At 68.5% G+C, this 24,329-nt stretch carries 28 protein-coding genes; 24 read left to right on the top strand and 4 right to left on the bottom strand.

The window, feature by feature from the left end:
* The first annotated feature begins 4 nt into the window (after positions 1-4).
* From lspA to AADJ02_RS00650, 14 genes are all read left to right on the top strand, one after another.
* Complete coding sequence (gene lspA, locus AADJ02_RS00585) at positions 5-529, top strand: signal peptidase II (RefSeq protein ID WP_341211059.1); 525 nt, start codon at positions 5-7, stop codon at positions 527-529.
* Between the two features lie 56 nt (positions 530-585).
* Complete coding sequence (locus AADJ02_RS00590; RefSeq protein ID WP_341211060.1) at positions 586-822, top strand: DUF3035 domain-containing protein; 237 nt, start codon at positions 586-588, stop codon at positions 820-822.
* Positions 823-907: 85 nt separating this feature from the next.
* Entirely contained in the window at positions 908-2,287 is a 1,380-nt protein-coding gene (locus AADJ02_RS00595; protein WP_341211061.1) for a pitrilysin family protein, read from the top strand.
* Positions 2,284-3,642: a pitrilysin family protein gene (locus tag AADJ02_RS00600; RefSeq protein ID WP_341211062.1), complete on the top strand. Its 1,359-nt coding sequence runs from the start codon at positions 2,284-2,286 to the stop codon at positions 3,640-3,642. Before AADJ02_RS00595 ends, AADJ02_RS00600 begins: the two co-directional genes overlap by 4 nt.
* Before the next feature lie 41 nt (positions 3,643-3,683).
* Positions 3,684-5,627 carry a DNA mismatch repair endonuclease MutL gene (mutL, locus tag AADJ02_RS00605; protein ID WP_341211063.1) on the top strand — a complete coding sequence of 648 codons (1,944 nt, stop codon included), beginning with the start codon at positions 3,684-3,686 and terminating at the stop codon, positions 5,625-5,627.
* Positions 5,628-5,726: 99 nt separating this feature from the next.
* Complete coding sequence (locus AADJ02_RS00610; protein ID WP_341211064.1) at positions 5,727-6,218, top strand: hypothetical protein; 492 nt, start codon at positions 5,727-5,729, stop codon at positions 6,216-6,218.
* Between the two features lie 184 nt (positions 6,219-6,402).
* On the top strand, positions 6,403-6,624 hold the full coding sequence (locus AADJ02_RS00615) for a DUF6732 family protein (protein ID WP_341211065.1): 222 nt from the start codon (positions 6,403-6,405) through the stop codon (positions 6,622-6,624).
* The gene (locus AADJ02_RS00620; protein ID WP_341211066.1) at positions 6,621-7,796 is read left to right on the top strand and encodes a sirohydrochlorin chelatase; all 1,176 of its coding nucleotides are present in this window, start codon (positions 6,621-6,623) and stop codon (positions 7,794-7,796) included. Before AADJ02_RS00615 ends, AADJ02_RS00620 begins: the two co-directional genes overlap by 4 nt.
* 61 nt (positions 7,797-7,857) lie before the next feature.
* Entirely contained in the window at positions 7,858-8,493 is a 636-nt protein-coding gene (locus AADJ02_RS00625) for a precorrin-8X methylmutase (protein ID WP_341211067.1), read from the top strand.
* Positions 8,490-9,707, top strand: coding sequence for a precorrin-6y C5,15-methyltransferase (decarboxylating) subunit CbiE (cbiE, locus tag AADJ02_RS00630; RefSeq protein ID WP_341211068.1), 1,218 nt, complete (start codon positions 8,490-8,492; stop codon positions 9,705-9,707). Before AADJ02_RS00625 ends, cbiE begins: the two co-directional genes overlap by 4 nt.
* A complete protein-coding gene (cobI, locus tag AADJ02_RS00635) occupies positions 9,704-10,417 on the top strand; it encodes a precorrin-2 C(20)-methyltransferase (protein WP_341211069.1) in 714 nt (237 codons plus the stop codon). Before cbiE ends, cobI begins: the two co-directional genes overlap by 4 nt.
* Positions 10,408-12,207 (top strand): precorrin-3B C(17)-methyltransferase, encoded by a 1,800-nt coding sequence (gene cobJ, locus AADJ02_RS00640; RefSeq protein WP_341211070.1) that lies wholly within the window; start codon positions 10,408-10,410, stop codon positions 12,205-12,207. The genes cobI and cobJ overlap by 10 nt, the downstream gene beginning before the upstream one ends.
* A gap of 69 nt (positions 12,208-12,276) precedes the next feature.
* The gene (cobM, locus tag AADJ02_RS00645) at positions 12,277-13,044 is read left to right on the top strand and encodes a precorrin-4 C(11)-methyltransferase (protein WP_341211071.1); all 768 of its coding nucleotides are present in this window, start codon (positions 12,277-12,279) and stop codon (positions 13,042-13,044) included.
* 73 nt (positions 13,045-13,117) lie between these two features.
* The gene (locus tag AADJ02_RS00650) at positions 13,118-13,468 is read left to right on the top strand and encodes a hypothetical protein (RefSeq protein WP_341211072.1); all 351 of its coding nucleotides are present in this window, start codon (positions 13,118-13,120) and stop codon (positions 13,466-13,468) included.
* Between the two features lie 4 nt (positions 13,469-13,472).
* Here the strand turns inward: AADJ02_RS00650 and AADJ02_RS00655 are convergent, their stop codons facing one another.
* Complete coding sequence (locus tag AADJ02_RS00655; RefSeq protein ID WP_341211073.1) at positions 13,473-14,666, bottom strand: PatB family C-S lyase; 1,194 nt, start codon at positions 14,664-14,666, stop codon at positions 13,473-13,475.
* A 102-nt stretch (positions 14,667-14,768) separates the two neighbouring features.
* Here AADJ02_RS00655 and def (AADJ02_RS00660) point away from each other — a divergent pair, with 102 nt between their 5' ends.
* Genes def (AADJ02_RS00660) through fmt form a run of 4 tightly spaced genes read left to right on the top strand, consistent with a single transcriptional unit; the run spans position 14,769 to position 17,147 of the window.
* A complete protein-coding gene (def, locus tag AADJ02_RS00660; protein ID WP_341211074.1) occupies positions 14,769-15,290 on the top strand; it encodes a peptide deformylase in 522 nt (173 codons plus the stop codon).
* Positions 15,290-15,760 (top strand): peptide deformylase, encoded by a 471-nt coding sequence (gene def / locus AADJ02_RS00665; protein ID WP_341211075.1) that lies wholly within the window; start codon positions 15,290-15,292, stop codon positions 15,758-15,760. Before def (AADJ02_RS00660) ends, def (AADJ02_RS00665) begins: the two co-directional genes overlap by 1 nt.
* The gene (gene def / locus AADJ02_RS00670) at positions 15,757-16,248 is read left to right on the top strand and encodes a peptide deformylase (protein ID WP_341211076.1); all 492 of its coding nucleotides are present in this window, start codon (positions 15,757-15,759) and stop codon (positions 16,246-16,248) included. Before def (AADJ02_RS00665) ends, def (AADJ02_RS00670) begins: the two co-directional genes overlap by 4 nt.
* Entirely contained in the window at positions 16,248-17,147 is a 900-nt protein-coding gene (fmt, locus tag AADJ02_RS00675) for a methionyl-tRNA formyltransferase (RefSeq protein WP_341211077.1), read from the top strand. The genes def (AADJ02_RS00670) and fmt overlap by 1 nt, the downstream gene beginning before the upstream one ends.
* Positions 17,148-17,205: 58 nt before the next feature.
* On the opposite strand, the gene AADJ02_RS00680 is transcribed toward fmt, so the two are convergent.
* Together AADJ02_RS00680 and ribA are read right to left on the bottom strand one after the other, a co-directional pair.
* Complete coding sequence (locus AADJ02_RS00680) at positions 17,206-17,703, bottom strand: L,D-transpeptidase family protein (RefSeq protein ID WP_341211078.1); 498 nt, start codon at positions 17,701-17,703, stop codon at positions 17,206-17,208.
* Entirely contained in the window at positions 17,700-18,779 is a 1,080-nt protein-coding gene (ribA, locus tag AADJ02_RS00685) for a GTP cyclohydrolase II (RefSeq protein ID WP_341211079.1), read from the bottom strand. The genes AADJ02_RS00680 and ribA overlap by 4 nt, the downstream gene beginning before the upstream one ends.
* A 157-nt stretch (positions 18,780-18,936) precedes the next feature.
* Between ribA and AADJ02_RS00690 the strand changes: the two genes are divergently transcribed.
* The 6 genes from AADJ02_RS00690 to AADJ02_RS00715 all read left to right on the top strand — a co-directional run bounded on the left by AADJ02_RS00690 (position 18,937) and on the right by AADJ02_RS00715 (position 22,981).
* Positions 18,937-19,623 (top strand): response regulator transcription factor, encoded by a 687-nt coding sequence (locus AADJ02_RS00690; RefSeq protein WP_341211080.1) that lies wholly within the window; start codon positions 18,937-18,939, stop codon positions 19,621-19,623.
* 231 nt (positions 19,624-19,854) lie between these two features.
* Positions 19,855-20,178 carry a hypothetical protein gene (locus tag AADJ02_RS00695; RefSeq protein WP_341211081.1) on the top strand — a complete coding sequence of 108 codons (324 nt, stop codon included), beginning with the start codon at positions 19,855-19,857 and terminating at the stop codon, positions 20,176-20,178.
* Between the two features lie 67 nt (positions 20,179-20,245).
* Complete coding sequence (locus tag AADJ02_RS00700; RefSeq protein WP_341211082.1) at positions 20,246-21,034, top strand: exodeoxyribonuclease III; 789 nt, start codon at positions 20,246-20,248, stop codon at positions 21,032-21,034.
* An 85-nt stretch (positions 21,035-21,119) separates the two neighbouring features.
* A complete protein-coding gene (locus tag AADJ02_RS00705; RefSeq protein WP_341211083.1) occupies positions 21,120-22,046 on the top strand; it encodes a co-chaperone YbbN in 927 nt (308 codons plus the stop codon).
* Between the two features lie 27 nt (positions 22,047-22,073).
* Positions 22,074-22,715, top strand: a complete 642-nt coding sequence (locus AADJ02_RS00710; protein WP_341211084.1) for an LON peptidase substrate-binding domain-containing protein — start codon at positions 22,074-22,076, stop codon at positions 22,713-22,715.
* A gap of 113 nt (positions 22,716-22,828) precedes the next feature.
* On the top strand, positions 22,829-22,981 hold the full coding sequence (locus AADJ02_RS00715) for a Trm112 family protein (protein ID WP_341211396.1): 153 nt from the start codon (positions 22,829-22,831) through the stop codon (positions 22,979-22,981).
* Between the two features lie 25 nt (positions 22,982-23,006).
* Here the strand turns inward: AADJ02_RS00715 and AADJ02_RS00720 are convergent, their stop codons facing one another.
* On the bottom strand, positions 23,007-24,218 hold the full coding sequence (locus AADJ02_RS00720) for a UbiH/UbiF/VisC/COQ6 family ubiquinone biosynthesis hydroxylase (protein ID WP_341211085.1): 1,212 nt from the start codon (positions 24,216-24,218) through the stop codon (positions 23,007-23,009).
* Between the last annotated feature and the right edge of the window lie 111 nt (positions 24,219-24,329).

Below are 24,329 nucleotides of genomic sequence, written 5' to 3' on the forward strand. Positions count from 1 at the left end.
CGCGGTGCGATTGACCCTCTGGACCGGCTTTTGGGTGTTTCTCGCCGATCAGGCGACGAAATACCTCGTGGTGCACGCGCTCGGGCTGATGGAGCGCCTTCAGATGGAGGTGATCCCCGGCATCCTGAGCTTTCGCATGGCGTGGAACAGAGGTGTCAACTTCGGACTTTTCGCGGGCTTCGACATGCGCTGGGTGCTGGTGGGGCTGGCGCTCGCCATCTCGGCGGCGGTCCTCGTCTGGATCGCCCGCGACGGCGGCGGGCGCATGGCGCGGATCTCGGCGGGGCTCTTGGTGGGCGGTGCGCTGGGCAACGTCATCGACCGGGTGCTCTATGGCGCGGTGGCCGACTTCCTCAACGTCAGCTGCTGCGGCATCGAAAACCCCTATGCCTTCAACATCGCCGACATTGCGATCTTTCTGGGCGCGGTGGGGCTGGTGCTGTTCGGCGGCGACAAACCTCAGTCCGACCGGCGGCCCGGCCCGGGCGGGGTGTCACCGCGCCGCAAGCGCGGCACAAAGAGCCCGTGACCCGGCGCATGACCTGCGATAGTCAGGGGGTCGGACAAGACCGACGGGGACGACACATGCGACTGGCACTGGCCGCGGGGCTGACCGCGCTGATACTCGCGGGCTGCAGCCGGGGCGATGGTCCCGCGGGCCCCGATCCGGCCCTCGTGGTGCCCCAGCAGCCGCTCACGATCCCGGCGCGCCTCGATCTGCCGCCACCCGCGCCGGGCACGGTGAACCGCGCCGATCCCGATCCGAGCGAGGTCGCCCTGCGTACCCGTTCGCGCCAGACCGCGCTGCAGCCGCCTTTCTGATCGCTCGCGGCCCCTCACGAAGCCGTGGCGGCGCTTGCGGCGGCGGCGCGGCACCGTAGGTTGGGCGCAGCGAAGGAGGCACTTCATGCTGCGCAGACTGGCCCTGGCCACCCCCGTCATCCTTGCCTTGCCCGTGCTGGCATCGACCGTGTCGGCCCAAGAGGCCGCCCCGGTGATCGCCACGGGTGACGCGGTGACGACCTACACGCTCGACAACGGCCTCGAGGTGGTGGTGATCGAGGATCACCGCGCCCCCGTGGTCACCCAGATGCTGTGGTACCGCGTGGGCTCCGCCGACGAGCCCGAAGGCGCCTCTGGCGTCGCGCATTTCCTCGAACACCTGCTGTTCAAGGCCACCGACGATCTGGAGGCGGGCGAGTTCTCGGCCACGGTCGCGGCCAATGGCGGCTCGGACAACGCCTTCACCTCGACCGACTACACCGCCTATTTCCAGCGCGTCGCCGCCGACCGCCTGCCGCTCATGATGCAGATGGAAGCCGAGCGGATGAACGATCTCGCGCTCACCGACGAGGACATCGAGACCGAGCGGCAGGTGATCGTCGAGGAGCGGAACCAGCGCACCGAGAGCAACCCCGGCGCTCTGGCGCGCGAGCAGATGGTCGCCGCGCAATACATCAACCACCCCTATGGCCGTCCGGTGATCGGCTGGATGCACGAGATCGAGGGCTTGGGCCGCAAGGAAGTGCGCGACTTCTACGAGACCTATTATTCGCCCAACGACGCGATTCTCGTGGTGGCGGGCGACGTGCTCCCCGAGGAGGTGCTGGCGCTCGCCGAAGAGCATTATGGCCCGATCCCGGCCGAACCCGACCTGCCCGAGCGCATCCGCCCGCAAGAGCCGCCGCAGCGCGCAGCGCGCCATCTCGTTTACGTCGATGAGCGCGTCTCCCAGCCCTATGTCACCCGCAGCTACCTCGCGCCCGAGCGCGATTCGGGCGATCAGGAGACGGCGGCGGCGCTGACCTATCTGGCCGAGATCCTTGGCGGTTCGTCCTTTACCTCGGTGTTGGGCGAGGAGCTGGTGTTCGAGCGCGACATCGCGCTGCACGCAGGTGCGGGCTACGACGGCATGTCGCTCGACGACGCGACCTTCTCGCTTTCGATCGTGCCCAAGCCCGGCGTGACGCTCGACGCCGCCGAAGCGGCGCTCGATGAGGTGGTGGCAGGGTTTCTCGACACCGGCCCCACGCCCGAGCAGATGGAGCGCATCCGCACCCAGCTTCGGGCCTCCGAAATCTATGCCCGCGATTCGGTCGAAGCTCTGGCGCGGCGATATGGTGCTGCTTTGAGCCAGGGACTGACGGTGGAGGACGTGGGCGCGTGGCCCGAGATCCTGCAATCCGTCACCGCCGAGCAGGTGGTCGAGGCCGCCCGTGCGGTGTTCGACCCCGACCAGAGCGTGACGCTGCACGTTGCCCCGACCCGCGAGGAGGAGCCGAAATGATCCGCACCCTGAGCCTGACCCTCGCCTTCTGCGCCGGATTTGCCGGTGTCGCCCGGGCCGAGATCGAGATCGAGGAAGTGACCTCGCCCGGCGGTATCGAAGCTTGGCTGGTCGAGGACCATACCATTCCCTTCACCGCGCTGGAGCTGCGCTTCGAAGGCGGTACCGGTCTCGACGATCCCGAGCGGCTGGGCGCGGTGAATCTGATGACCGGCCTTCTCGAGGAAGGGGCAGGCGAGATGGACGCCCGCGCCTTCCAAGCCGCGCGAGAGGATCTCGCGGCGAGCTTTTCCTTCGACGTCGGCACCGACACGCTTCGGGTGTCGGCCCGAATGCTGAGCGAGAACCGCGACGCGGCGGCGGATCTGCTGCGCGCCGCATTGGCCGCGCCGCGCTTTGATCCCGTGGCGATCGAGCGGGTGCGCGGGCAGGTGCAGTCGATCCTGGCACAGGACGAACAGAACCCGCGTCGCCTCGCCAGCCGGGCCTTTTACGAGGCGGCCTTTGGCGATCACCCCTATGGGCGCCCCGACAACGGCACGCCCGAAAGCGTGGCGGCGCTGACCCGTGAGGATCTGCTCGAGGCGCATGAGGCGGCGTTGACCCGCGACCGCGTGCATGTGGCTGCCGTGGGCGACATCACGCCCGAAAAGCTGGGCGCGCTCATCGACGAGCTGTTGGGCGATCTGCCGCAGACCGGCCCGGACCTCCCCGATCATGTGGATTTCGGACTGACCGGCGGCATCGATGTGATCGATTATCCAACCCCGCAATCCACCGCCCTGTTCGGCCAGCCCGGTCTCAAGCGCGACGACCCGGATTTCTTCGCGGCCTATGTGCTCAACCACATTCTCGGCGGCGGCGGCTTCGAGAGCCGCCTGATGACCGAGGTGCGCGAGAAGCGCGGTCTAACCTACGGCGTCAGCACCGATCTGGTGCCTTTGGAAAACGCCGAGTTCTGGATTGGCTCGCTGGCCTCGGCCAATGACAAGATGGCCCAAGCGATCGAGGTCATCCGCGACCAGTGGGCGCGCATTGCCAGCGAGGGCGTTACGCAGCAGGAGCTGGACGCGGCCAAGACCTATCTCACTGGGGAGTATCCGCTGCGCTTTGACGGCAACGGGCCGATCGCCGACATTCTTGTCGGCATGCAGCTCACCGGCCTGCCCAAGAGCTATGTGACCGAACGCAACGCCTTCATCGAAGCGGTAACGCTGGAGGAGGTGAACCGGGTCGCCGCCGAGCGCGTGGACCCGCAGGCGTTGCACTTCGTGGTGGTGGGTCGCCCCGAGGGGCTGGAGCCCGACACGGCCCCGCGAATCACCCTGCCGGAGGTGGTGCCGCCCGCCGAGTGAGGCCTCGCGCCGAGGTCGCGGGGCGTGCTAGTCTCGCGCCCATGACGCTGCACACCCCTGCCGACCCCGCCCCGCGCCCCGTGATCCGCCAACTCGACGAGGCGGCGATCAACCGCATCGCCGCGGGCGAGGTGGTCGAGCGTCCGGCATCGGCGGTCAAGGAACTGGTGGAGAACGCGCTCGACGCAGGGGCGCGGCGCATCGAAGTGACCATCTCCAACGGCGGCAAGAGCCTGATCCGGGTGCGCGACGACGGCTGCGGCATGACGGCGGAAGAGCTGCCTCTGGCACTGGCGCGCCACGCCACCTCCAAAATCGACGGCTCGGACCTGTTGGAGATCCACAGCTTCGGCTTTCGCGGCGAGGCGCTGGCCTCCTTGGGGGCGGTGGGGCGGCTGACGCTCACCTCGCGGGTGGCGGGGCAGGAGGCGGCGACGATTTCGGTCACCGGCGGGCGCCTGGGGGCGGTGGCACCCGCCGCGCTCGACCGGGGCACGGTGGTCGAGCTGCGCGACCTGTTTCACGCGACACCGGCCCGGCTCAAGTTCATGCGCACCGACCGCGCTGAGGCGCAGGCGCTGGCCGAGGCGCTGCGCCGGCTTGCCATGGCCGAGCCGCATGTCGCCTTCGTGTTGCGCGACATCACTGACGGGCGCGAGCGCGAGATCTTTCGCGTCGATGCCGAGGCGGGCGATCCGGTCACCGCGTTGGGCAACCGCCTTGCCGCCATCCTTGGCCGCGAGTTCCATGACAACGCGCTGCCTGTCGACGGCAGCCGCGAGGGGCTGCATCTCACCGGCTTTGCGGCGCTGCCGACCTATTCGCGCGGCGCGGGTGTGAGCCAGCACGTCTTCGTCAACGGCCGTCCGGTGACCGACCGGCAACTTACCGGAGCCCTGCGCGCGGCCTATATGGATTTTCTGTCGCGCGACCGGTTTCCCGCCGCCGCGCTCTTCGTCGAATGCGCGCCGCAGCTCGTCGACGTCAACGTGCACCCGGCCAAATCCGAGGTGCGGTTTCGCGACGCCCAAGCGGTGCGCGGGTTGATCGTCTCGACCCTGCGCGCGGCGCTGTCTGAGGCAGGGCACCGCGCCTCGACCACCGTGGCGTCGGAGACATTGTCGATGATGCGCCCCGGCCCGGCGGCGCGTTCAGGCGATGCGGGCGGGCTGATCGACGAGGAGGACCGCCCCGCGCGGGGGGCTTCCGGTGCCCCGGCCCGCATCTACCAGATGGACCGCCCTTCGATGCGCGCGATGAGTGTGGCCCGCGTCGCTCAGGCGCCGGGCATGGCCGAATCGAGCTTCGGCTTCGAAACCGCGCACGGCCTGCCGGATGCGCGTCTGTCGGGCACCGATCTGCCCTCGGCACGCGTCGAGGAGGCGGGCCGGCAGCCGGGGGCCGAAGCGCTGCCGCTGGGCGCGGCGCGCGCGCAGCTTCACGGCAACTGGATCGTGGCCCAGACCGAAACCGGCATGGTGCTGGTGGATCAGCACGCCGCGCATGAGCGGCTGGTCTACGAGCGATTGAAGCGGCAGATGGCCGAAACCGGTGTCGCGGCGCAGGCGCTGCTGGTGCCCGAGATCGTCGATCTCGGGGCCGGCGCGGAGCGGCTGCTGGAGGTGGCCGAGGACCTGTCGAAGCTTGGCCTGAGCATCGAGGCCTTCGGCCCGGGCACGGTCGCGGTGCGCGAGACACCCGCGATGCTGGGCCGGATCGACGCGGGCGCGCTGCTGCGCGACATTCTCGATGAGTTGGAGGATCTCGACGCCAGCACGGCGCTTCCGGCGCGGCTCGACGCGATCCTGAGCCGCGTCGCCTGCCATGGCTCGGTGCGATCGGGTCGACAGATGCGCGCCGAAGAAATGAACGCGCTGCTGCGCGAGATGGAAGCCACACCGGGATCGGGGCAGTGCAACCATGGCCGGCCCACCTATGTCGAATTGAAGTTAACGGATATAGAGAAGCTGTTCGGGAGACGCTAAGAGCGATTGTCGAACGGGGCTTCACGGCTATTTGATCAGTATACTGCGAGTATGAGGAGTGGCGCGATGCGAACGGGTATGAACACGGGAGCTGCCGTGATGGCCTTGTTCCTGGCAGGCTGCGGCGAGGTCGAGCCTCTGGTGATGCCGCTGCTGGAATCAGTGGCGCTGCCACCGGTCATGCCGCCTGTGGCTCATGTCCGGATGTTGCCCGATCCCGCACCCTTCGAGCCGGAATACGCTGAACGGCCTTTCCAGATGGGGCCGATGTCCGTGATCGCCCCGGGCCGGGATGGTCACATGGCAACTTGGCGGTTGATCCCCTGCCAAGAAGGCCGCGCAATCTGCGTCAATGGCCACGCCGGGCGGCTTTCGGTTGCGGGTGACACCTATGTGGTAAGCGGCGTGCACGGCATGAGCTTTCATCTGGAAACCGGCGGCGGCGGCTTCGTGACCCGCAGCGGTGGCGGCAAGTTCGCCGATCTGCAGGCCCCGCTGGCCTGGGAGCATTTCCCCGAGGTCGAAGTGGCGACGCTGGCCCGTGCTGAGGCACTGGCCGTGAACCCGGGTCGCCCCATGCCCATGAAGTGACGCATCGGGGGGTTTCGTCGGATCGTGGCGACCGATAAGGAAGGGGCCGACGAAGCCCGAAGTGGCCGGAACGGTTGGTGGTGCGGCGGTCGACCCAGACAGGGGATCTGAGCATCACGTCGTCCTCGACCCGTCCGCATGATGCGGAGGGGCCGCCGGCCATTGCCAGATCGAGAGGTCCGCGATGCGCCACATTCTCCTGCCGACCACCGCCCTCATGGCCGCACCCGGCACGGTTCTTGCCCACACCGGCCACGTGGCCGATCTTGCCGGTCACGACCACTGGGTCGCCGGTGCCGCCATCGGCCTTGCCATCGCGCTGGGCCTGTGGGGCGCGCTCAAGGGCGGGCGCAAGGACGATGAGACCGAGGCGGCCGAACCGCAGGGCGACGAGGCGCAGGCATGAGCGTCTCCGCCCCCGCCTCGTCCTTTGCCTCCGGCCCCAAGACCGGCGTGATGATCTGCGGCCATGGCTCGCGCAGCCAATCGGCGGTCGATGAATTCGCGATTCTCGCCGAAAAGCTGCCCGCGCTTTTGCCGCCCGACTGGCCGGTGGAATACGGCTATCTCGAATTCGCCAACCCGGTGATCCGCGACGGTCTCGACCGGCTGCGCGAACAGGGCTGCACCCGCATCCTCGCGGTGCCCGGCATGTTGTTTGCCGCGATGCATGCCAAGAACGACATTCCCACCGTGCTCAACACCTATGCCGCCAAGCACGGCATCGAGATCATCTATGGCCGCGAGCTCGGGGTCGATCCGCGCATGGTCGCCGCCGCCGCCGACCGCATCCGAAGCGCGCTCGACGCCAATCCCTCCGACGTGCCGATGCACGAGACCTGCCTCGTGGTGATCGGGCGTGGCGCGTCTGATCCCGACGCCAACGGCAACGTTGCCAAGATCGCGCGGCTGCTCTGGGAGGGCATGGGTTTCGGCTGGTGCGAGACGGGCTATTCCGGTGTCACCTTTCCGCTGGTCGAGCCTTGCCTCGAACACGTGGCCAAGCTGGGCTACCGCCGGGTCGTGGTGTTCCCGTATTTCCTGTTTTCGGGCATCCTGATCGACCGGATCTACGGCTTCACCGACCGGGTGGCCGAAGCGCATCCCGAGCTGGAGGTCGTGAAGGCGCCCTATCTGGGCGACCATGGCGAGGTGCTCGCCACCTTTGCCGAGCGCGTGACCGAGCTTGTGGGCGAGGTGGTGCCGCCGACCTGCGGCATGTGCAAATACCGCACGCAGGTCTTGGGTTTCGAGGCCGAGGTGGGTGCGGTGCAGGAGAGCCATCACCACCACGTCGAGGGGCAGGGGGCGAATGCGCCCGGCTCCAACGTGGCCGATTGCGCGCTGTGCGAGGACTTCTGCACCGGCCTGTGCCGTCTGGACGCCGCCGACCGCCATGCCCATGCCCATGCGCACGGCCTGCCGCATGACCACACGCATGATCATGCGCATGACCATCATCACGGCCATCACCACCACGACCATAGCCATGGCCATGATCACGATCACCAGCACGCGGTTTACCCGCAGGCCGACCATCCCCTTGGCCCGCTCAGCGTGTTGAAGTCGCGCAAGTGAGCCACTTTACTCCTCAAATACTCAAATCCCCCGGCCAGCGCCGCGTGGGACGGAGGCCGTGATGCGCCCCTACGAGACCGACCCCTCCAAGATATACGCCCAGAGCTTTGCGACGGTGCGCGCCGAGGCCAAGCTCGACCGTTTTCCCGAGGATCTGCGTCCGATGGTGATCCGCCTGATCCACGCCTGCGGCATGGTCGAGATCGCGGATCGTCTAGCGTTCTCTCCAGCCGCGATGTCTGCAGGCCGCGCGGCGCTGGCGTCGGGCGCGCCCGTGCTGTGTGATTGCGAGATGGTGGCGGCGGGGATCATCCGGCGGCATCTGCCAGGTACCGAGGTTCTGGTAACGCTGAACGACGCGCGTGTGCCGGGTATGGCGACGGATCTGTCGACCACGCGCTCGGCGGCGGCGGTGGAGCTGTGGCGCGAGCACATCGAGGGCGCGGTGGTGGCGGTAGGCAACGCGCCCACTGCGCTGTTCCACCTGCTGGAGCGGCTCGATGCAGGTTGGCCGAAACCGGCGCTGATCCTCGGCTTCCCGGTGGGTTTCGTCGGCGCGGCGGAGTCCAAGGCGGAGCTTGCGAGTAATGCGCGCGGCTGCGAGTTCGTGGCGCTCAGGGGCCGCAAGGGCGGCTCGGCCATGGCGTCGGCGGCGGTGAACGCGCTAGCCAATGGCATTTCGGAGGAACGGGGATGAACGCGGTCGCAGCTCAAGAGCCATGGCTCCACGTCGTCGGCATCGGCGAGGACGGCATGGAGGGCCTGCTGCCCGCGACCCGCGCCGTGGTCGAGGCGGCCGAGATCATCGTCGGCGGAGATCGGCATCACGAGCTTGCCGGTGCGGTAGGAGCCGAGCGCGTGGCCTGGCCCAGCCCCTTCGACGCGCTGATCGACCAGCTCGAGGGTTACAAGGGCCGCCGCGTCGTGGTTCTGGCAACGGGCGATCCGCTGTGGTTCTCGGTCGGTGCGCGGATCGGCCGGGCGATCCCGGCGTCCGAGATCGTATTCCACCCGCAGCTTTCGGCGTTCCAGCTGGCTTCCGCCCGCATGGGCTGGAGCCTCGCGGATGTCGAGACGCTGACCGTGCATGGCCGCCCCGTGGAGCAGATGATCGCCTTCATCCAACCGCAGGCGCGGCTGTTGATCCTGACCACCGGATCGGACACGCCCGGCCAGATCGCGCGGTTCCTGACCGAGCGTGGCTTTGGGCGCAGCCCAATGACGGTGCTGGCTAACATGGGCGGCGAGGCCGAGGCCCGTTTTGACGGCCTGGCGGAGGCGTGGGACCACGAGGTGCCCGCCTTCAACACGCTGGCCGTCGACTGCGTGGCCGCCCCCGATGCCGCGCTGATCCCACGCGTGCCGGGGCTCGACGACAGCCTCTTCGTCTCGGACGGCACGATGACAAAGCGCGAGCTGCGCGCGGCGACGCTGGCCAAGCTGATGCCGATGCGCGGCGCGCTGCTCTGGGACATCGGCACCGGCTCAGGCTCGGTCGCGATCGAATGGATGCGGGCGGCCCGCTATGCCAATGCTATCGGCATCGAGCCGCGCGCCGACCGTCGGGCGATGGCCGCGGCCAATGCGCTGGCGCTTGGCACGCCGCGGCTGCGGCTGGTCGAGGGCGAGGCGCCGGGCGCGCTGACCGGCCTGCCCGCCCCGGACGCGATCTTCATCGGCGGCGGGCTGTCGGCCGAAGTGTTCGAGGCGGCTTGGGCCGCGCTGCGCCCGCTGGGGCGGCTGGTGGCCAACGCGGTGACCCTTGAAAGCGAGGCGGCGCTGATCGGGTTGCACAAGGCGCATGGCGGGTCGCTGGTGCGTATCTCGGTGCAACGGGCCGAACCGGTGGGGCGGCTGACCGGCTGGCGTCCGGCAATGCCGGTGATGCAATGGAGCCTGATCAAGCGATGACCACTCCCGCATCGGGCACGCTCTACGGCGTCGGTCTCGGCCCGGGCGCGCCGGATCTCATCACCCTGCGCGCCGCGCGGCTGATCGAGGGGGCCCGCGTCGTCGCCTATCCGACCCTTGCAGGGGGCGCGAGTTTCGCGCGCGCCATCGCCGCCGATCTCATCGCGCCGACTGCGCGCGAGATCGTCATGGACGTGCCGATGACGGTCGAGCGCGGCCCGGCGCAGGCCGCTTATGACGCAGGAGCCGCGCAGATCGCCCAAGCCTTGGAGGCGGGCGAGGACGTGGTGTGTCTCTGCGAGGGCGACCCGTTCTTCTACGGCTCCTTCATGTATCTTTTTGCGCGGCTCGAGGCGCATCACCGCGTCGAGATCGTGCCCGGCGTTACCTCGCTCACCGCCGCCGCCGCCGCCGCACGTCGTCCACTGGCCGCCCGTAACGAGCGTTTGACCGTTTTGCCGGGGCCGCTCCCCGAGGCGGAGCTGCGCGCCCGGATCGAGGGCGCCGAGAGCGTGGCGATCATGAAACTGGGCCGCCATTTTCCGAAGGTCCGCGCCGTGATCGAAGATCTCGGCCTCACCGCCCATGCCACTTACGTCGAGCGTGCCACGCTGGAGGCCGAAGTGGTTCGCCCGCTGGCCGATGCGCCCGATACCGCCCCTTATTTTTCGATGATCATTCTCACGAAGGGAGCCGATCCTTGGCTGTGACCCCCGTTGTCCTCGCGCTGTCGCGCTCTGGCGAAACCGTGGCCCGCCGCGTGGCCGAAGCCTTGGGCGCCCCCCTGCATGGCCGCGAGGGCCGGGTCGAGGCCGCCGATGCCTTCTTTGCCGATGCGCTGGAGCACGCGCGCGATCTATTCGCCGCCGGAACGCCCATCGTCGGCGTCTGCGCGAGTGGCATCCTGATCCGCGCGGTGGCCCCGATGCTCTCGGACAAGCGCGGCGAGCCGCCCGTCATCTCCGTCTCCGACGACGGCCGTGTCGTCGTCCCCTTGCTCGGCGGCCATCGCGGCGCGAACCGGCTGGCCAAGCGCATCGCCGAGGCCTTGGGCGCCACCGCGGCCGTCACCACCGCAGGCGACGTCTCGCTCGGCGTGGCGCTCGATGAGCCGCCCTTGGGCTACCGCCTCGTGAACCCCCACGACGCCAAGGGCGCGATGGCGGCGCTGCTCTCGGGCGGCGGCGCGACTGTGACCGGCGAGGCCCCGTGGCTGGCCGATCTGCCGCAGGGTGACGCGCTGAGGATCACCGTAGCGGAGGCCCCGCAGCAGGGCCTCGGCCCCGACCACCTGCATTTCGCGCCGCAGCGCGCGGTGCTGGGTCTTGGCTGCGCCCGCAATTGCCCGCCCGAGGAGCTCGCAGCCCTCGTCCGCGAGACCCTCGCCGAGGCGGGCATCGCGCCCGAGGCGGTGCAGGCCGTGGCCTCGATCGACCTCAAGGCTGACGAGCCCGCGATCCTGAATGTTTCACGTGCAATCGGCGTGCCACTGCGCCTGTTCACCGCCGCCGAGCTTGAGGCCGAGGCACCGCGTCTTGCCACCCCGTCGGAGGTCGTCTTTGCCGAGGTCGGCTGCCACGGTGTGTCGGAAGGGGCGGCGCTGGCCCAAGGTGGGCCCGAGGCCACGCTTGCCGTGACCAAGCGCAAGACCGCCAACGCCACCTGCGCGCTGGCCATGACGCCGCAGCCTGCCACCGAATTGCGCGGACGCAGGCGGGGCCGCCTTTCGGTCGTGGGTATCGGCCCGGGCCAATCCGGCTGGCGCACGCCCGAGGCGTCGCGCCTCATCGCCGAGGCCGAGGAACTGGTGGGCTACGGGCTCTATATCGACCTGCTGGGGCCGCTGGCTGCCGGAAAACCGCGCGCCGACTTCCCGCTCGGTGGCGAGGAAGATCGCTGCCGCTACGCGCTGGAGCGCGCCGCCGAAGGGCGCGACGTGGCGCTGATCTGCTCGGGCGATGCGGGCATCTACGCCATGGGCGCGCTGGTGTTCGAGCTGCTGGGCCGCGATGCGGCCAATGGTGGCGTCTCGGACGCCGCGCGCCGCATCGAGGTCACCTGCACACCCGGCGTCTCGGCTCTGCAGGCCGCCGCCTCGCGCGCCGGAGCCCCTCTGGGTCACGACTTCTGCGCCATCTCGCTGTCGGACCTGCTCACCCCGCGTGAGGATATCGTGAAGCGGCTGCACGCCGCCGCCCAAGGCGATTTCGTCATCGCCTTCTACAACCCGGTGTCCAAACGCCGCCGCACGCTGCTGGCCGAGGCGCGCGAGATCCTTCTGCAGCACCGTCCGGCCGACACGCCGGTGCTGCTCGCCTCCTCTCTGGGCCGTCCCGAGGAAGAGATCCGTTACCGCCGCCTCGACGAGCTGCAGGTCGACGAGGTCGATATGCTGACCGTCGTGCTCGTCGGCTCCTCGCAGTCGAAGCTGGTGCAACTTGGGGAAGGGCCGCGCATGGTCACCCCGCGCGGTTATGCCAAGAAGATCGATGCGCGCTGATCAAGGCGGCGGGCGGGTGGCCGCTGGCCGCCGTGAGTATTTGAAGAGCAAAGTCGCAAGGAGCGCGCCATGACCGTCTATTTCATCGGGGCCGGGCCGGGCGATCCGGAGCTTTTGACCCTCAAGGGCGCGCGCCTCATCGCAGCTTGCCCCGTCTGCCTCTATGCCGGGTCCCTGGTGCCCTCGGAGGTCGTGGCTGGCGCGCCCAAGGGCGCGCGGGTGCTCGACACCGCGCCGATGACGCTCGACGAGACCCATGCCGAGATCGTCGCCGCCCATGCGCGGGGGCAGGACGTGGCACGGGTCCATTCCGGCGATCCCTCGCTCTACGGTGCCATCGCCGAGCAGATCCGCAGGCTCAAGGCGGATGGCATTGCCTATGAGATCATCCCCGGCGTGCCCGCCTATACCGCCGCCGCCGCCGCCCTTGGGCAGGAGTTGACGATCCCCGAACTGGCGCAGTCCATCGTTCTCACCCGCATGTCGATGAAATCCACCGCCATGCCGGCGGGCGAGACGCTCGAGAACTTCGCCGCCACGGGCACCACATTGGCCATTCACCTCGGGATTCGTGCACTGCGCGACATCGAGCGGCGACTGACGCCCTTTTACGGGGCCGACTGCCCCGTCGCCGTGGTCTACCGCGCCAGCTGGCCCGATCAGCAGGTGATCCGTGGCACGCTGGCGGACATCCATGCCAAAGTCCGCACCGCCAAGCTCACCCGCACCGCGCTGATCCTCGTCGGCCCGGCGCTGGGGCGCGATCAGGGGTTCCCTGACAGCGCTTTGTACGATCCCGCACAGCCGCACGTCCTGCGCCCCAAAGCGCGCGCCTGAGAGGAATTTTTCGGGAACGTAGCTTGAATTTCATATTCTTCTGCGCAGGATGGAAGGCAGGGGAGGATGCGCGATGACCGATTACCTGACCAAGGACCTCGAAGATGCCATGGAGGCCGCGCGCCGCGCTGCCCAGCGCCGTTCGGCGCGGCTGTGCGTGCATGACGGGGAGGACGTCCATCCGGTGCTGCGCATGTGGGAAACGGGCTTTGCCCTCGCCGCCAAGGACGCGCCGATCCTTCATGGCTTCGTCGACCTCTACGACGGTCCGCGTCATCTCTACCAATGCCTCGTCATGACCTCTCGCGTCGAGGACGGCGAGCGGGTCTACGAGTTCAAGCGCCACAGCCGCGTCGCCGACACCGCCCCCGTCGATTTCGAGCGGACCGAGGCAGAGCCGGCGCTGCGTCTGCCCCGGCACTAAGGCATCACTGCAGGTCCGAAAACGCCTCCTGCAGCCGGGTCACCGCCTCGGCCACCCGCGCGCGGGGCGTGGCGATGTTGAACCGTTGGTAGCTCTCGCCCCCCAGTCCGAAACTGGTGCCGTGGTTCACCGCGATCTTCGCATCGCCCTCAATCCGCCGCAGCACCTCTTCGCGGGTCATGCCGGTGCCCGAGAAATCGACCCATTCGAGATAGGTGGATTCGAGCGTCATCGGCGTCACGCCGGGGATCTGCGCCACGCCCGCCTCGAACAATCGCCGGTTGCCGTCGAGATAGCCGCGCAGCGCCTCCAGCCAGTCCATTCCCTCGGGCGACATCGCCGCTGTCGCCATGGCAAGGCCAAAGCTATTAGGTGACAGGCCCAGCGCCGACATACGCGCTGAAAACCGCGCCTTGAGCGCCGGGTCCGATACGATGACGTTGCCGATATGCGCGCCCGCGATGTTGAAGGTCTTGGTCGTCGCGGTCAGCATCACCAACCGGTCGGCCACGCCTTCGATCCGCGTCATCGCCGTATGCGTAACGCCCGGCATGGTCAGGTCGCAGTGGATCTCGTCGGAGATGAGGATCAGATCGTGCCGCCGCGCGAACGCGGCCCATCCCTCGAGCTCGGCCCGGCTCCAGACCCGACCGCCGGGGTTCTGGGGCGAGCACAAGATCATCATCTTTTCGCGGCCCGTCATCATCGCGTCCCACGCGTCGAAATCGGGCACGTAGCGGCCATGGTCCAGCGCAAGCGGGCATTCGACCACCTCGCGCCCGGCGGCGCGGATCACCCGCGCGAAGGCATGGTAGACTGGAGTGAACAGCACCACGCCGTCGCCCGGATCGGTAAAGGCGTCGACGCAGACGCCGGTGGCGTTGACGAGACCATGCGTGGTGAAGATGTCGCCCGCATCGGGCCGCCAGCCATGGCGGCGGTCCATCCACCAGCCGATCGCCTCGCGCTGGGCGTCGTCGGTGGCGGCGTAGCCATAGATGCCATGCGCGGCCATCTCCTCGACCGCGCGCTGCACACAGGCGGGGGGGCGGAAATCCATGTCCGCGACCCACATGGCGATCCCCTCGCGGGGGCTGACGCCATAGACCTTCTCCATGCTGTCCCACTTGGAACAATTGGTGCCGCGCCGGTCGATGATCTCGTCGAAGTCGGGGGCGGCGGGGCGGTCGAGGCTCATGGCGGTCTCCTGTTGGTCGCGCCCCAGAGGCTGCACGGGCCGGGTAGGGCGTGCAAGGGCCCGCGTGTTGCCTTGCGCGTCGCTTGGCCCTAGATCGGCGCCATGACATTGCGCCCCATCCTCATTCACCCCGACCCGCGTCTCAAGACCGTGGCCGATCCGGTGCCCGCCATCACCGACGAGATCCGCCGTCTCGCCGACGATATGCTCGAGACCATGTACGACGCGCCGGGCATCGGCCTCGCCGCGCCGCAGATCGGCCAGATGAGCCGGTTGCTCGTCATGGACGCCGCCAAGGAAGACGAGGAGACCGCCCGCCCGATGGTGCTGGTGAACCCGAGCGTCACCTGGGCCTCCGAGAGCCGCTCGGTCTACGAGGAAGGCTGCCTTTCGATCCCCGAGCAGTTCGCCGAAGTCGAGCGCCCGGCCGAGGTCGAAGTGCAGTGGCTTGGCCTCGATGGCAAGACCCACACCGAACGCTTCGACGGGCTCTGGGCCACCTGCGTGCAGCACGAGATCGACCATCTCGATGGCCGGCTCTTCATCGATTATCTCAAACCGATGAAGCGGCAGATGATCACCCGCAAGATGGTCAAGCTTAAGCGCGAGCGGGCGCGCGGCTGATGGCCGTGCTCGACATCGTCCTGCATCCCGCCCCGGTGCTGCGCGCCAAGGCGCAGCCCGTCGCGCTGTTCGACGCGACGCTCTCCAAGCTCGCCGCCGACATGATCGAGACGATGTACGACGCCCCCGGTCGCGGGTTGGCCGCGCCGCAGGTCGGGCTACCGATGCGAATCTTCGTCACGGATGTCGACTGGCGCGAGGGCGACCCAGCGCCCAAGGTCTTCGTGAACCCCGAGATCACGCAGGCCTCCCAAGACACCGTGCTGCGCGAGGAGGGTTGCTTGTCGATCCCCGACACGCCTTGCCGCGTCCGCCGCCCGGCCCGCGTGACGCTGAAATGGCAGGATCTGACGGGTCTTGGCCACGAGGCCGCGTTTGAGGGCATCGAGGCCACCTGCATCCAGCACGAGCTCGATCATCTGGACGGCATCCTGTGCATTGACCGCCATGAAGAGGAAGACCTCGAATGACCCGCCCCATCCTGCGCTGGCCGCACCCCGTGCTGCGCCGTCCCGCCGCCCCGGTCGAGGCGATCACGGACGAAATCCGTGGCCTCTGGGACGAGATGATCGAGGCCATGGACGCCATGCCCGGCGTCGGCCTCGCCGCGCCGCAGATCGGCGTGGGCCTGCGTCTTGCGGTGGTCGATGCCTCGGACGGGCGCGGAAAGGCGGTGCGCATGGCCAACCCCGAAGTGCTGCATGCCAGCGCGCAGCTGCGCGAGCATGAAGAAGCCTCGCCCAACCTGCCCGGCGTCTCCGCCGTCATCTCGCGCCCCCGCGCCGTCACCGCGCGGTTTCTCAATGCGGCGGGCGAGATCGAGGAGCGCGACTTTGTCGGTCTCTGGGCGACCTCGCTGCAGCACCAGATCGACCATCTGGACGGGCGCATGTATTTTGACCGGCTGAGCCGGCTCAAGCGTGACCGTCTGGTCGCCAAGGCAAGGAAGCTCTCCTGATGCGCGTCGTCTTCATGGGCACCCCGGAGTTCTCGGTCGTGGCGCTTAATGCGCTCGTGCGCGCGGATCATGAGATCGTCTGCGTCTACACCCAGCCCCCGCGCCCGGCGGGGCGCGGCAAGAAGCCCCGACCCTCGGCCGTACAGGCCCGCGCCGAGGATCTGGGGATCGAAGTGCGGCATCCGGTCTCGCTCAAGAGCGCCGAGGCGCAGGCCGAATTCGCAGCACTGGGCGCCGATATCGCCGTGGTCGTGGCCTACGGGCTGATCCTGCCGCAGCCGGTGCTCGATGCACCAACGCGGGGCTGTCTCAACATCCACGCCTCGCTGCTGCCGCGCTGGCGCGGCGCCGCGCCGATCCAGCGTGCGATCATGGAGGGCGACAACGAGACCGGTGTGTGCATCATGCGGATGGAGGCCGGGCTCGACACCGGGCCGGTGCTCTTGCGCGAGGCGACGCCGATCGGCGCGACCGACACCGCATCCGACCTGCACGACCGGCTGGCGCGGATGGGCGGCAGGCTCGTGGTCGAGGCATTGCGCGAGATCGACACGCTGCGGCCCGAGACGCAGTCTGATGCGGGCGTCACCTATGCCGCCAAGATCGACAAGGCCGAGGCCCGCATCGACTGGAGCCGCACCGCCGCCCATGTCGCGCGGCACGTCAACGCGCTGTCGCCGTTTCCCGGCGCGTGGTGCATGGCGGGCGAGGAGCGGCTGAAGATCCTGCGCGCCGTCTCGGGACCGGGCGACGCTGCGCCGGGCGCGGTGATCGGCCCCGCCACCATCGCCTGTGGCGGCGGGGCGGTGGAGCTTCTGGAGATCCAGCGCGAAGGCAAGAAACCGATGCAGGCCGAGGCGGCGCTGCGCGGGCTGAGCCTGCCCGAGACGCTCAACTGACCAGCGGCCTGATATCGGGGCCAGTGGCGGGTGTTGAGTATTTGAAGAGTAAAGTGGCCTAGCGCACGATCAGCCGCGCGCCGGGCACGATATGCCGGGCAAGCCAGATCAGGTCGGAGCGCGCGAAGGCCACGCATCCTTCGGTCGGATAGCCTGCGCGGCGACGCTGGTGCAGAAAGATCGCCGAGCCGCGCCCGGTCGCGCCCTCCTCGTTCCAATCGGTGATCAGCACGATGTCATAGAGCGGATCGGCCCGGCGCATCACCTCGTGACTGGCGGGGTAGGGGGCGCGCACGAGGCTGTTGTAGGCCGTATGGCCAGAGGCATCCGACCACAGGTCGCCGGGCCGGATCGGTCTCGCCCAGGGGCGCGGTACGGGCAGGCGGTCGGGGCGGTAGAACATGCCGGTGATGCGATGCTCACCCACGGGCGTGGCACCGTCTCCTTCGCGCTTGTCGGCGCGGATGCCGCCCTTGCCGATCGAGCAGGGCAAGATGCGTCCCAAGACCCGCAGGCCGCGACGGGTAAGAACGAGATCGGCGGCGGAATGGATCATAGCAGATGCCCCGACTTGGCCGCCTTGGTGGCGAGGTAATGGTGGTTGTGCACGCCCTTGCCCACCTTGAGCGGGACCCGTTCCTCGACCGCGATCCCGGCCTCGGCCATGCGCGCGACCTTGTTGGGGTTGTTGGTGAGCAGGCGGATGCGGGCAAAGCCCAGCCGCTTCAGGATCTCGGCGCCGATACGGAAATCGCGCTCGTCATCCTCAAAGCCAAGGCGGTGGTTCGCCTCGACCGTGTCGAACCCCTGATCCTGCAAGGAATAGGCGCGCATCTTGTTGGCCAGCCCGATGCCGCGGCCCTCTTGGTTGAGATACAGCAGCACCCCTTCGCCAGCCTCGCCCATTTGGTCGAGCGCCGCGTGAAGCTGCGGGCCGCAATCGCATTTGAGCGAGCCCAGCACGTCGCCGGTGAAGCAGGCCGAATGCAGCCGCACCAAAGGCGCGGAATCCCGCGCGGGCTTGCCGATCTCGACCGCATAATGCTCTTCGCCACCGTCGCCGGGCCGAAACACGTGCAGCCGTCCCCGCTCTGCCGCCGCCATCGGCAGCCGGGCGGCGGCCACCGGCGCATAGGCGGGCGTCACGGCGGGGGGCAGGGGCAGATCCAGACGGGTCAGCTCATGCGTGCTCGCAAAGCCCGCGGCGTCATCCAGCGGAAGCACAAGTGCCGCAGGGAGCAAGCGCGCCGCCTTGACCAGCGCGATCGCGGCGCGGTGCGTCTCGGCCCCGCCCTCGCGCAAAGTCCGCAGCGGCCCCTTCATCGGCGTGTTCAGATCGCCCGCCGGGTCGGCCACGGCCCGCACCCAGGCGCAATCGGCACCCTCGGGCAGAACCACCCGCGCGATGTCTCCATCATAGGCCCGCGCGCGCAGCGTCGCTGCCCGCCGCCCCGTGATCGCCAGCACCGGCGCGCCGCCCATGGCGCGCAATGCGGCAAGCCGATCGGGGCCGGCCGTCTCGGCGGCCAGCACCAGCGCGCCCGAGGCCCCGCCCAGCACCACCGGCACCCCGAGCCGCAGATCGGCCAGCGCACGGGCGCGGCGCTCGACGGGATCGGGGCGAAAGGGCATCGGCGCATCCTTGTGGCAGGCCGGAGCACCCCGGCGCGGGAGGCGACTGTAACATTTCCGCGGACGGCGACAACTCGACGTGAGAGATCGACACGAAACTTGAGGCACACGAGATCGTTACACATCTGTAGAGCCGGTAGGTCATGGAGGCGTCGAGATGGCACAAGTGAAGAAGATCCTTTTGGTGGACGACGAGGACGACCTGCGCGAGGCGCTGAGCGAACAGCTTGTCATGACCGAGGATTTCGATGTCTTCGAGGCGGGCAACGGCCACGAGGCCATGGCGCAGGCCAAGGCCGGGCTGTTCGATCTGGTAATCCTCGATGTCGGCCTGCCCGACACCGATGGGCGAGAGCTGTGTCGGGTGATGCGCAAGCAGGGCGTGAAATGCCCGATCATCATGCTCACCGGCCACGACAGCGACAGCGACACCATCCTCGGCCTCGACGCGGGCGCCAACGACTACATCACCAAGCCGTTCAAGTTTCCGGTGCTGCTCGCTCGCATCCGGGCGCAGCTGCGCACGCACGAGCAATCCGAGGATGCGGTGTTCCAGCTTGGGCCATACAGCTTTCGGCCTGCGCAAAAACTCCTCGTCACCGAGGACGACCGCAAGATCCGCCTGACCGAAAAGGAAACCAACATCCTCAAGTACCTCTACCGCGCCTCCGAGGGCGTGGTGGCGCGCGATGTGCTGTTGCACGAGGTGTGGGGGTATAATGCGGGCGTTACCACGCATACGCTGGAGACGCACATCTATAGGTTGCGTCAAAAGATCGAACCCGATCCCTCGAACGCGCGGCTGCTGGTGACCGAATCCGGCGGGTATCGGCTCGTTGCCTGAACGGAGTGGAACCGGGGCGAGGACCGCGCGTTGCCCTGCCGAAGCCCCGTGGCAGGGTCACGCCATAACCTCTGACTGTTGACCTGGCCGGGCCCCGCGCCCGGCTTTTCTTTGTCTTGCAGCCCGGATGTCGACAGGTCCCCGGTCGCGAGCCCGTGAGCGGGGGCAAACGCCTCTGGGGTTGCATGGCGCGCAGAGGTAGGCTGGGGGGATAGCCAACAGGAGATCCCGATGCCCGCGTTCCGCTTTCTCGCCCTCGCCGCCACGCTGCTCCCGCTGTTCGGGACCACCGCCTTGGCCGAGACCGAGACCTTGCGCGTGCGCAATCGCTCTGGAGTCGATCTCGTGCGCATGTTCGCGTCGCCGGTGACGGACGAATACTGGCGCGACGACCTGCTGGGCGATTACGTGGTGCCCTCGGGGCGCAACGCCGATGTCACCATCCGCAACGTCAACGAATGCCTCTATGATTTGCTGATGCTGTTCTCCGACGGCGCGATGGTGCCCGACCGGGTCGATGTCTGCGTCTCCGAGAGCTATACGATCCAGCCCTGAGACCCGCGGGTGGCCATCGAGGGCGCGAGAGGCTAGGCAGGCCCGGCCCGACAGCCGGAGACCGCGCATGCCTTTTTCGCTCTGCACTTGGAACATCAACTCGGTCCGCCTGCGCGAAACGCTGGTAAGCCGCCTTCTGCAGGAGGAAGGGCCGGACGTGCTCTGCCTGCAGGAGTGCAAGAGCCCGGTCGAGAAGATCCCGCTCGAGGCCTTTCGGGCGTTGGGCTACGATTACATGATCGCGCGCGGGCAAAAGGGCTACAACGGGGTAGCGATCCTGTCGCGGCTGCCGATCGAGGAGGTCTGCGCGCATGACCATGCGAACCTCGGCCACGCCCGGCATATCTGCGGAAGATTGGAAAACGGCGTTACGATCCACAACTTCTATGTCCCGGCGGGCGGTGACGAGCCGGACCGCGAGAAGAACGTGAAGTTCGGCCAGAAGCTCGACTACCTCACCCATATGCGCGACGATTTTCACGGCCAGAAGCCCGAGCGCGCGATCCTTGTCGGCGATCTCAACATCGCCCCGCGCGAGGACGACGTCTGGAATCACAAGCAGCTCACCAAGATCGTCAGCCATACGCCGATCGAGATCGAGCACCTCGCGCAGGTGCAGGAGTCGGGCGACTGGGTCGATGTGACCCGGCAGGACATCCCCGAGGGGCAGCTCTATTCGTGGTGGTCCTACCGCGCCAAAGATTGGGAAAGCGCCGACCGGGGCCGCAGGCTCGACCACGTTTGGGCCACCTCCGACATCGCCAATGCGGCGCATGGCAGCCGGGTGCTGAAATCGGCGCGCGGCTGGGAGAAACCCTCCGACCATGCCCCGGTCTTCGCCAGCTTCGACCTCTAGGGCTTGGCGCGCCTGCATCGGGCGCACATATACTCGCTTTGGAACACCGCCCGCACAGGGCCGCACATTACAGCAGGAGCCATTCATGCTCGGTCTCAACGACAGCGCCTCCGCCGCCCCCGCAGCCTCCAAGGACGATCTGATCCGCGAGGGCTCTGACGCCAGCTTCATGCAGGACGTGGTCGAAACCTCCAAGACCGTTCCGGTGATCGTCGATTTCTGGGCGCCGTGGTGCGGGCCGTGCAAAACGCTGGGCCCGGCGCTCGAAGCGGCCGTCACCAAGGCCGGTGGCGAGGTGAAGATGGTCAAGATCGACGTCGACCGGAATCAGGCCTACGCGGGCCAGCTTCAGGTGCAGTCGATCCCCACGGTCTATGCCTTCTGGCAAGGCCAGCCAGTCGACGGGTTTCAAGGCGCGCTGCCCGGCTCGGAGATCGACGCCTTCGTCAGCAAGCTGGTGGCGCTGGGCGGCGGTGAGGAAGACGGCGGTCTGGCCGAGGCCATCGAGGCCGCCGAGGCCATGCTCGAGGAGGGTGACGCCGTAGGCGCAGCCGAGGTTTTTGGCGCGATCCTGCAAGAGGACGACAAGACCGCAAGCGCCTATGCGGGCCTCGTGCGCGCGCATCTGGCGCTGGACCAGGTCGATCAGGCCGAGGCGATCCTCAACGGGGCCCCCGCTGAGATCGCCCGCACGCCCGAGCTCGATGCCGCGCATGCGCAGATCGCGCTGGCCCGTCAGGCCAGCAACGCCGGTCCCGTGGCCGAGCTGCGCGCCAAGGTCGAAGCCGATCCGGCCGACTTACAAGCCCGCTACGACCTCGCGACGGCGCTGCATGCCAAGGGCGAGACCGCCGAGGCGGTGGACCAGCTGCTAGAGATCTTCCGCCGCGACCGCAAGTGGAACGACGGCGCCGCCAAGACCCAGATGTTCACCATTTTCGAGGCGCTGCCCGCCAAGGACCCGATCGCGCTCGCCGGTCGGCGTAAGCTGTCGTCGATGATATTTGCCTGAGCGGTACGGCAGGCTAGGTCGCCCCGCATGATGACAGGCGTCGATCTCCCCGACACGATCCCGGTCTTCCCGCTACCGGGGGCCTTGCTGTTGCCGCGTGCGCGTCTGCCGCTGCACATCTTCGAGCCGCGCTACCTCGCGCTGATCGAGGATGTGATGAAGACGCCGCACCGGCTGATGGGCATGATCCAGCCCTACGATTCGGCCACGGGCGAGACGCGGCTGCACGATATCGGCTGCGCCGGGCGGCTCACCGCCTTTTCCGAGACCGAGGACGGGCGCTACATGATCACCCTGTCGGGCATCTCGCGCTTCAGGGTCCGCCACGAGGTCGAGGGGTTCACCCCCTACCGGCGCTGCGAGGTGAACTGGGCCGGGTTCGAGCGCGACCGCGGCGCGGTCGAGACCGATCCGGGGCTGCAGCGCGAAAGTTTCCTGAAGCTTCTGGGCCGGTTCTTCGAGGAACGGGGGCTGTCGACCGACTGGGAGAGCCTCGACGAGGCCGAGGACGAGCTTTTGATTAACTCGCTGTCGATGCTCTGCCCATTTGAGTGCGAGGAGCGTCAGGCGCTCTTGGAATCGCCGACGCTCGTTGAACGGCGTGAGACGTTGGTGACGCTGATCGAGTTCGCCCTGCACGGCGGCTCGGGAGAGGAGACGATGCAATGAGCGATGATCCGAACCTGCCGGGCGATCTGCCGCCCTCTCCGGTGCCGCCGGTGGACCCGATCCCCGACCCCGGTCCCAACCCGCGCGCGGGCCGGGCCGCCTTTGACCGGCGCATGCTCGAAGCGCTTGTCTGCCCGCAGACCCAAGGCCCGTTGAGCTATGATGCCGACCGCCAGGAGCTGGTCAGCCGCGCCGCCAACCTCGCCTATCCGATCCGGGGCGGCATCCCGGTGATGCTTGCCGACGAGGCGCGCGCGCTAGAGTGAGCCGCGTGCGAGGGCAGGGACAAGCCTAGCGCATCAATTCGGGCAGTTCGCCGGTCAGCCCCGCGGCCTCGCGGATCATCGCGCGCCGCAGCGGCGCGATCGCGTTGATCGCGCCCATCCCGGCATCGCGCGCCAGTCGCAACAGCGGGTTGTCGTTGGAGAACAGTCGCGTCGTGAGGTCGGTCGTCGCCGCCAGCGTTGCCGTGTCGAACCGCCGCCAGCGCGCGTAGCGCTCCAGCACCTGCGCGCTGCCTGTGTCCTCGCCGCGCTGCCGTGCCTCGCGCAGCACCTGCGCCAGCGCGGCCACGTCGCGCAGCCCGGCGTTGAGCCCCTGACCCGCGACCGGGTGCAGCCCGTGCGCCGCGTCGCCCACCAGCGCCACCCGCGGCCCGGTGAGGCGTTCGGCAAGGCTCAGCCCCAGTGGAAACAGCCCGCGCGCACCGACGAGGTCAATCTCGCCCAGAAACCCGCCGAAGGCCGGGCGCAGCGCCGCAAGAAAACCCGCATCATCCAACGCCGCGATCCGCTCGGCGCGCTCCGTGCGCTCGCTCCAGACAAGCGAGCTTCGGTTGCCGGTCAGCGGCAGGATTGCCAGCGGGCCGCCGGGCATGAAGAACTGATGCGCGATGCCGTGATGTGGCAGGGCATGCTCTACCGCGCAGGTGATCGCGGTCTGCCCATAGCCCCAACCGTGCCGACGAATGCCCGCGCGCGCCGCGGTGCCGCTGGCACGGCCATCGCAGCCCACCAGAAGCCCGGCGCGCAGCACCTCGCCCGAGCCGAGCGTCACCGAGACGCCGCCCGGCGTCACCTCTTGGGCCACCACCGTCTCGGGCGCGCGGCGTGTCACATCCTCGGCCGCCTCCAGCGCTGCGTCCAAGGCGGCGCGCAGATGCCGGTCTTCGACCATGTGGCCCATTGGGCCGTCCTCGATCTCGGCCGAATCGAAATGCAGCCACCACGGCGCGGGGCCGTCGCCCGCGCGTCCGTCGGTGACCTTGATCTCGGTCATCGCCTGCGCTTTGGCCGCGAGCGGTGCCCAGAGGCCAAGCCGTGCCAGCATTCGCCGCGAGCCTGCGGCGATGGCATAGGCCCGACCGTCGAAGTCGCCCGCGTCCTTTGTCGGCGGGGTGGCGTCCACGAGGGTAACCGAAAAGCCCGCATGGGCCAGTGCGAGCGCCAGAACCGGGCCGTTAAGGCCGCCGCCCGCGATGAGGATGTCGCTGTCATGGGTCATGGCGCTGACTATGGGGCGGGGGCCGGGTTTGTCCATGCGGCGCGGCATTGCCGGAGGGCGGGCAGGGGCGTTTGGTCGGTGGCCGCGGCGACACCGACTTGGCCGGAAAGA

It is taken from the genome of uncultured Limimaricola sp., from assembly GCF_964022235.1.
GTDB lineage: Bacteria > Pseudomonadota > Alphaproteobacteria > Rhodobacterales > Rhodobacteraceae > Limimaricola.

Bases quoted from the DNA above. Each gene is read 5' to 3' on its own strand.
- AADJ02_RS00590 (WP_341211060.1), top strand. From the start codon at position 586: ATGCGACTGGCACTGGCCGCGGGGCTGACCGCGCTGATACTCGCGGGC.
- AADJ02_RS00595 (WP_341211061.1), top strand. From the start codon at position 908: ATGCTGCGCAGACTGGCCCTGGCCACCCCCGTCATCCTTGCCTTGCCC.
- AADJ02_RS00600 (WP_341211062.1), top strand. From the start codon at position 2,284: ATGATCCGCACCCTGAGCCTGACCCTCGCCTTCTGCGCCGGATTTGCC.
- mutL (WP_341211063.1), top strand. From the start codon at position 3,684: ATGACGCTGCACACCCCTGCCGACCCCGCCCCGCGCCCCGTGATCCGC.
- AADJ02_RS00610 (WP_341211064.1), top strand. From the start codon at position 5,727: ATGGCCTTGTTCCTGGCAGGCTGCGGCGAGGTCGAGCCTCTGGTGATG.
- AADJ02_RS00615 (WP_341211065.1), top strand. From the start codon at position 6,403: ATGCGCCACATTCTCCTGCCGACCACCGCCCTCATGGCCGCACCCGGC.
- AADJ02_RS00620 (WP_341211066.1), top strand. From the start codon at position 6,621: ATGAGCGTCTCCGCCCCCGCCTCGTCCTTTGCCTCCGGCCCCAAGACC.
- AADJ02_RS00625 (WP_341211067.1), top strand. From the start codon at position 7,858: ATGCGCCCCTACGAGACCGACCCCTCCAAGATATACGCCCAGAGCTTT.
- cbiE (WP_341211068.1), top strand. From the start codon at position 8,490: ATGAACGCGGTCGCAGCTCAAGAGCCATGGCTCCACGTCGTCGGCATC.
- cobI (WP_341211069.1), top strand. From the start codon at position 9,704: ATGACCACTCCCGCATCGGGCACGCTCTACGGCGTCGGTCTCGGCCCG.
- cobM (WP_341211071.1), top strand. From the start codon at position 12,277: ATGACCGTCTATTTCATCGGGGCCGGGCCGGGCGATCCGGAGCTTTTG.
- AADJ02_RS00650 (WP_341211072.1), top strand. From the start codon at position 13,118: ATGACCGATTACCTGACCAAGGACCTCGAAGATGCCATGGAGGCCGCG.
- AADJ02_RS00655 (WP_341211073.1), bottom strand. From the start codon at position 14,666: ATGAGCCTCGACCGCCCCGCCGCCCCCGACTTCGACGAGATCATCGAC.
- def (WP_341211074.1), top strand. From the start codon at position 14,769: ATGACATTGCGCCCCATCCTCATTCACCCCGACCCGCGTCTCAAGACC.
- def (WP_341211075.1), top strand. From the start codon at position 15,290: ATGGCCGTGCTCGACATCGTCCTGCATCCCGCCCCGGTGCTGCGCGCC.
- def (WP_341211076.1), top strand. From the start codon at position 15,757: ATGACCCGCCCCATCCTGCGCTGGCCGCACCCCGTGCTGCGCCGTCCC.
- fmt (WP_341211077.1), top strand. From the start codon at position 16,248: ATGCGCGTCGTCTTCATGGGCACCCCGGAGTTCTCGGTCGTGGCGCTT.
- AADJ02_RS00680 (WP_341211078.1), bottom strand. From the start codon at position 17,703: ATGATCCATTCCGCCGCCGATCTCGTTCTTACCCGTCGCGGCCTGCGG.
- ribA (WP_341211079.1), bottom strand. From the start codon at position 18,779: ATGCCCTTTCGCCCCGATCCCGTCGAGCGCCGCGCCCGTGCGCTGGCC.
- AADJ02_RS00690 (WP_341211080.1), top strand. From the start codon at position 18,937: ATGGCACAAGTGAAGAAGATCCTTTTGGTGGACGACGAGGACGACCTG.
- AADJ02_RS00695 (WP_341211081.1), top strand. From the start codon at position 19,855: ATGCCCGCGTTCCGCTTTCTCGCCCTCGCCGCCACGCTGCTCCCGCTG.
- AADJ02_RS00700 (WP_341211082.1), top strand. From the start codon at position 20,246: ATGCCTTTTTCGCTCTGCACTTGGAACATCAACTCGGTCCGCCTGCGC.
- AADJ02_RS00705 (WP_341211083.1), top strand. From the start codon at position 21,120: ATGCTCGGTCTCAACGACAGCGCCTCCGCCGCCCCCGCAGCCTCCAAG.
- AADJ02_RS00710 (WP_341211084.1), top strand. From the start codon at position 22,074: ATGATGACAGGCGTCGATCTCCCCGACACGATCCCGGTCTTCCCGCTA.
- AADJ02_RS00715 (WP_341211396.1), top strand. From the start codon at position 22,829: ATGCTCGAAGCGCTTGTCTGCCCGCAGACCCAAGGCCCGTTGAGCTAT.
- AADJ02_RS00720 (WP_341211085.1), bottom strand. From the start codon at position 24,218: ATGACCCATGACAGCGACATCCTCATCGCGGGCGGCGGCCTTAACGGC.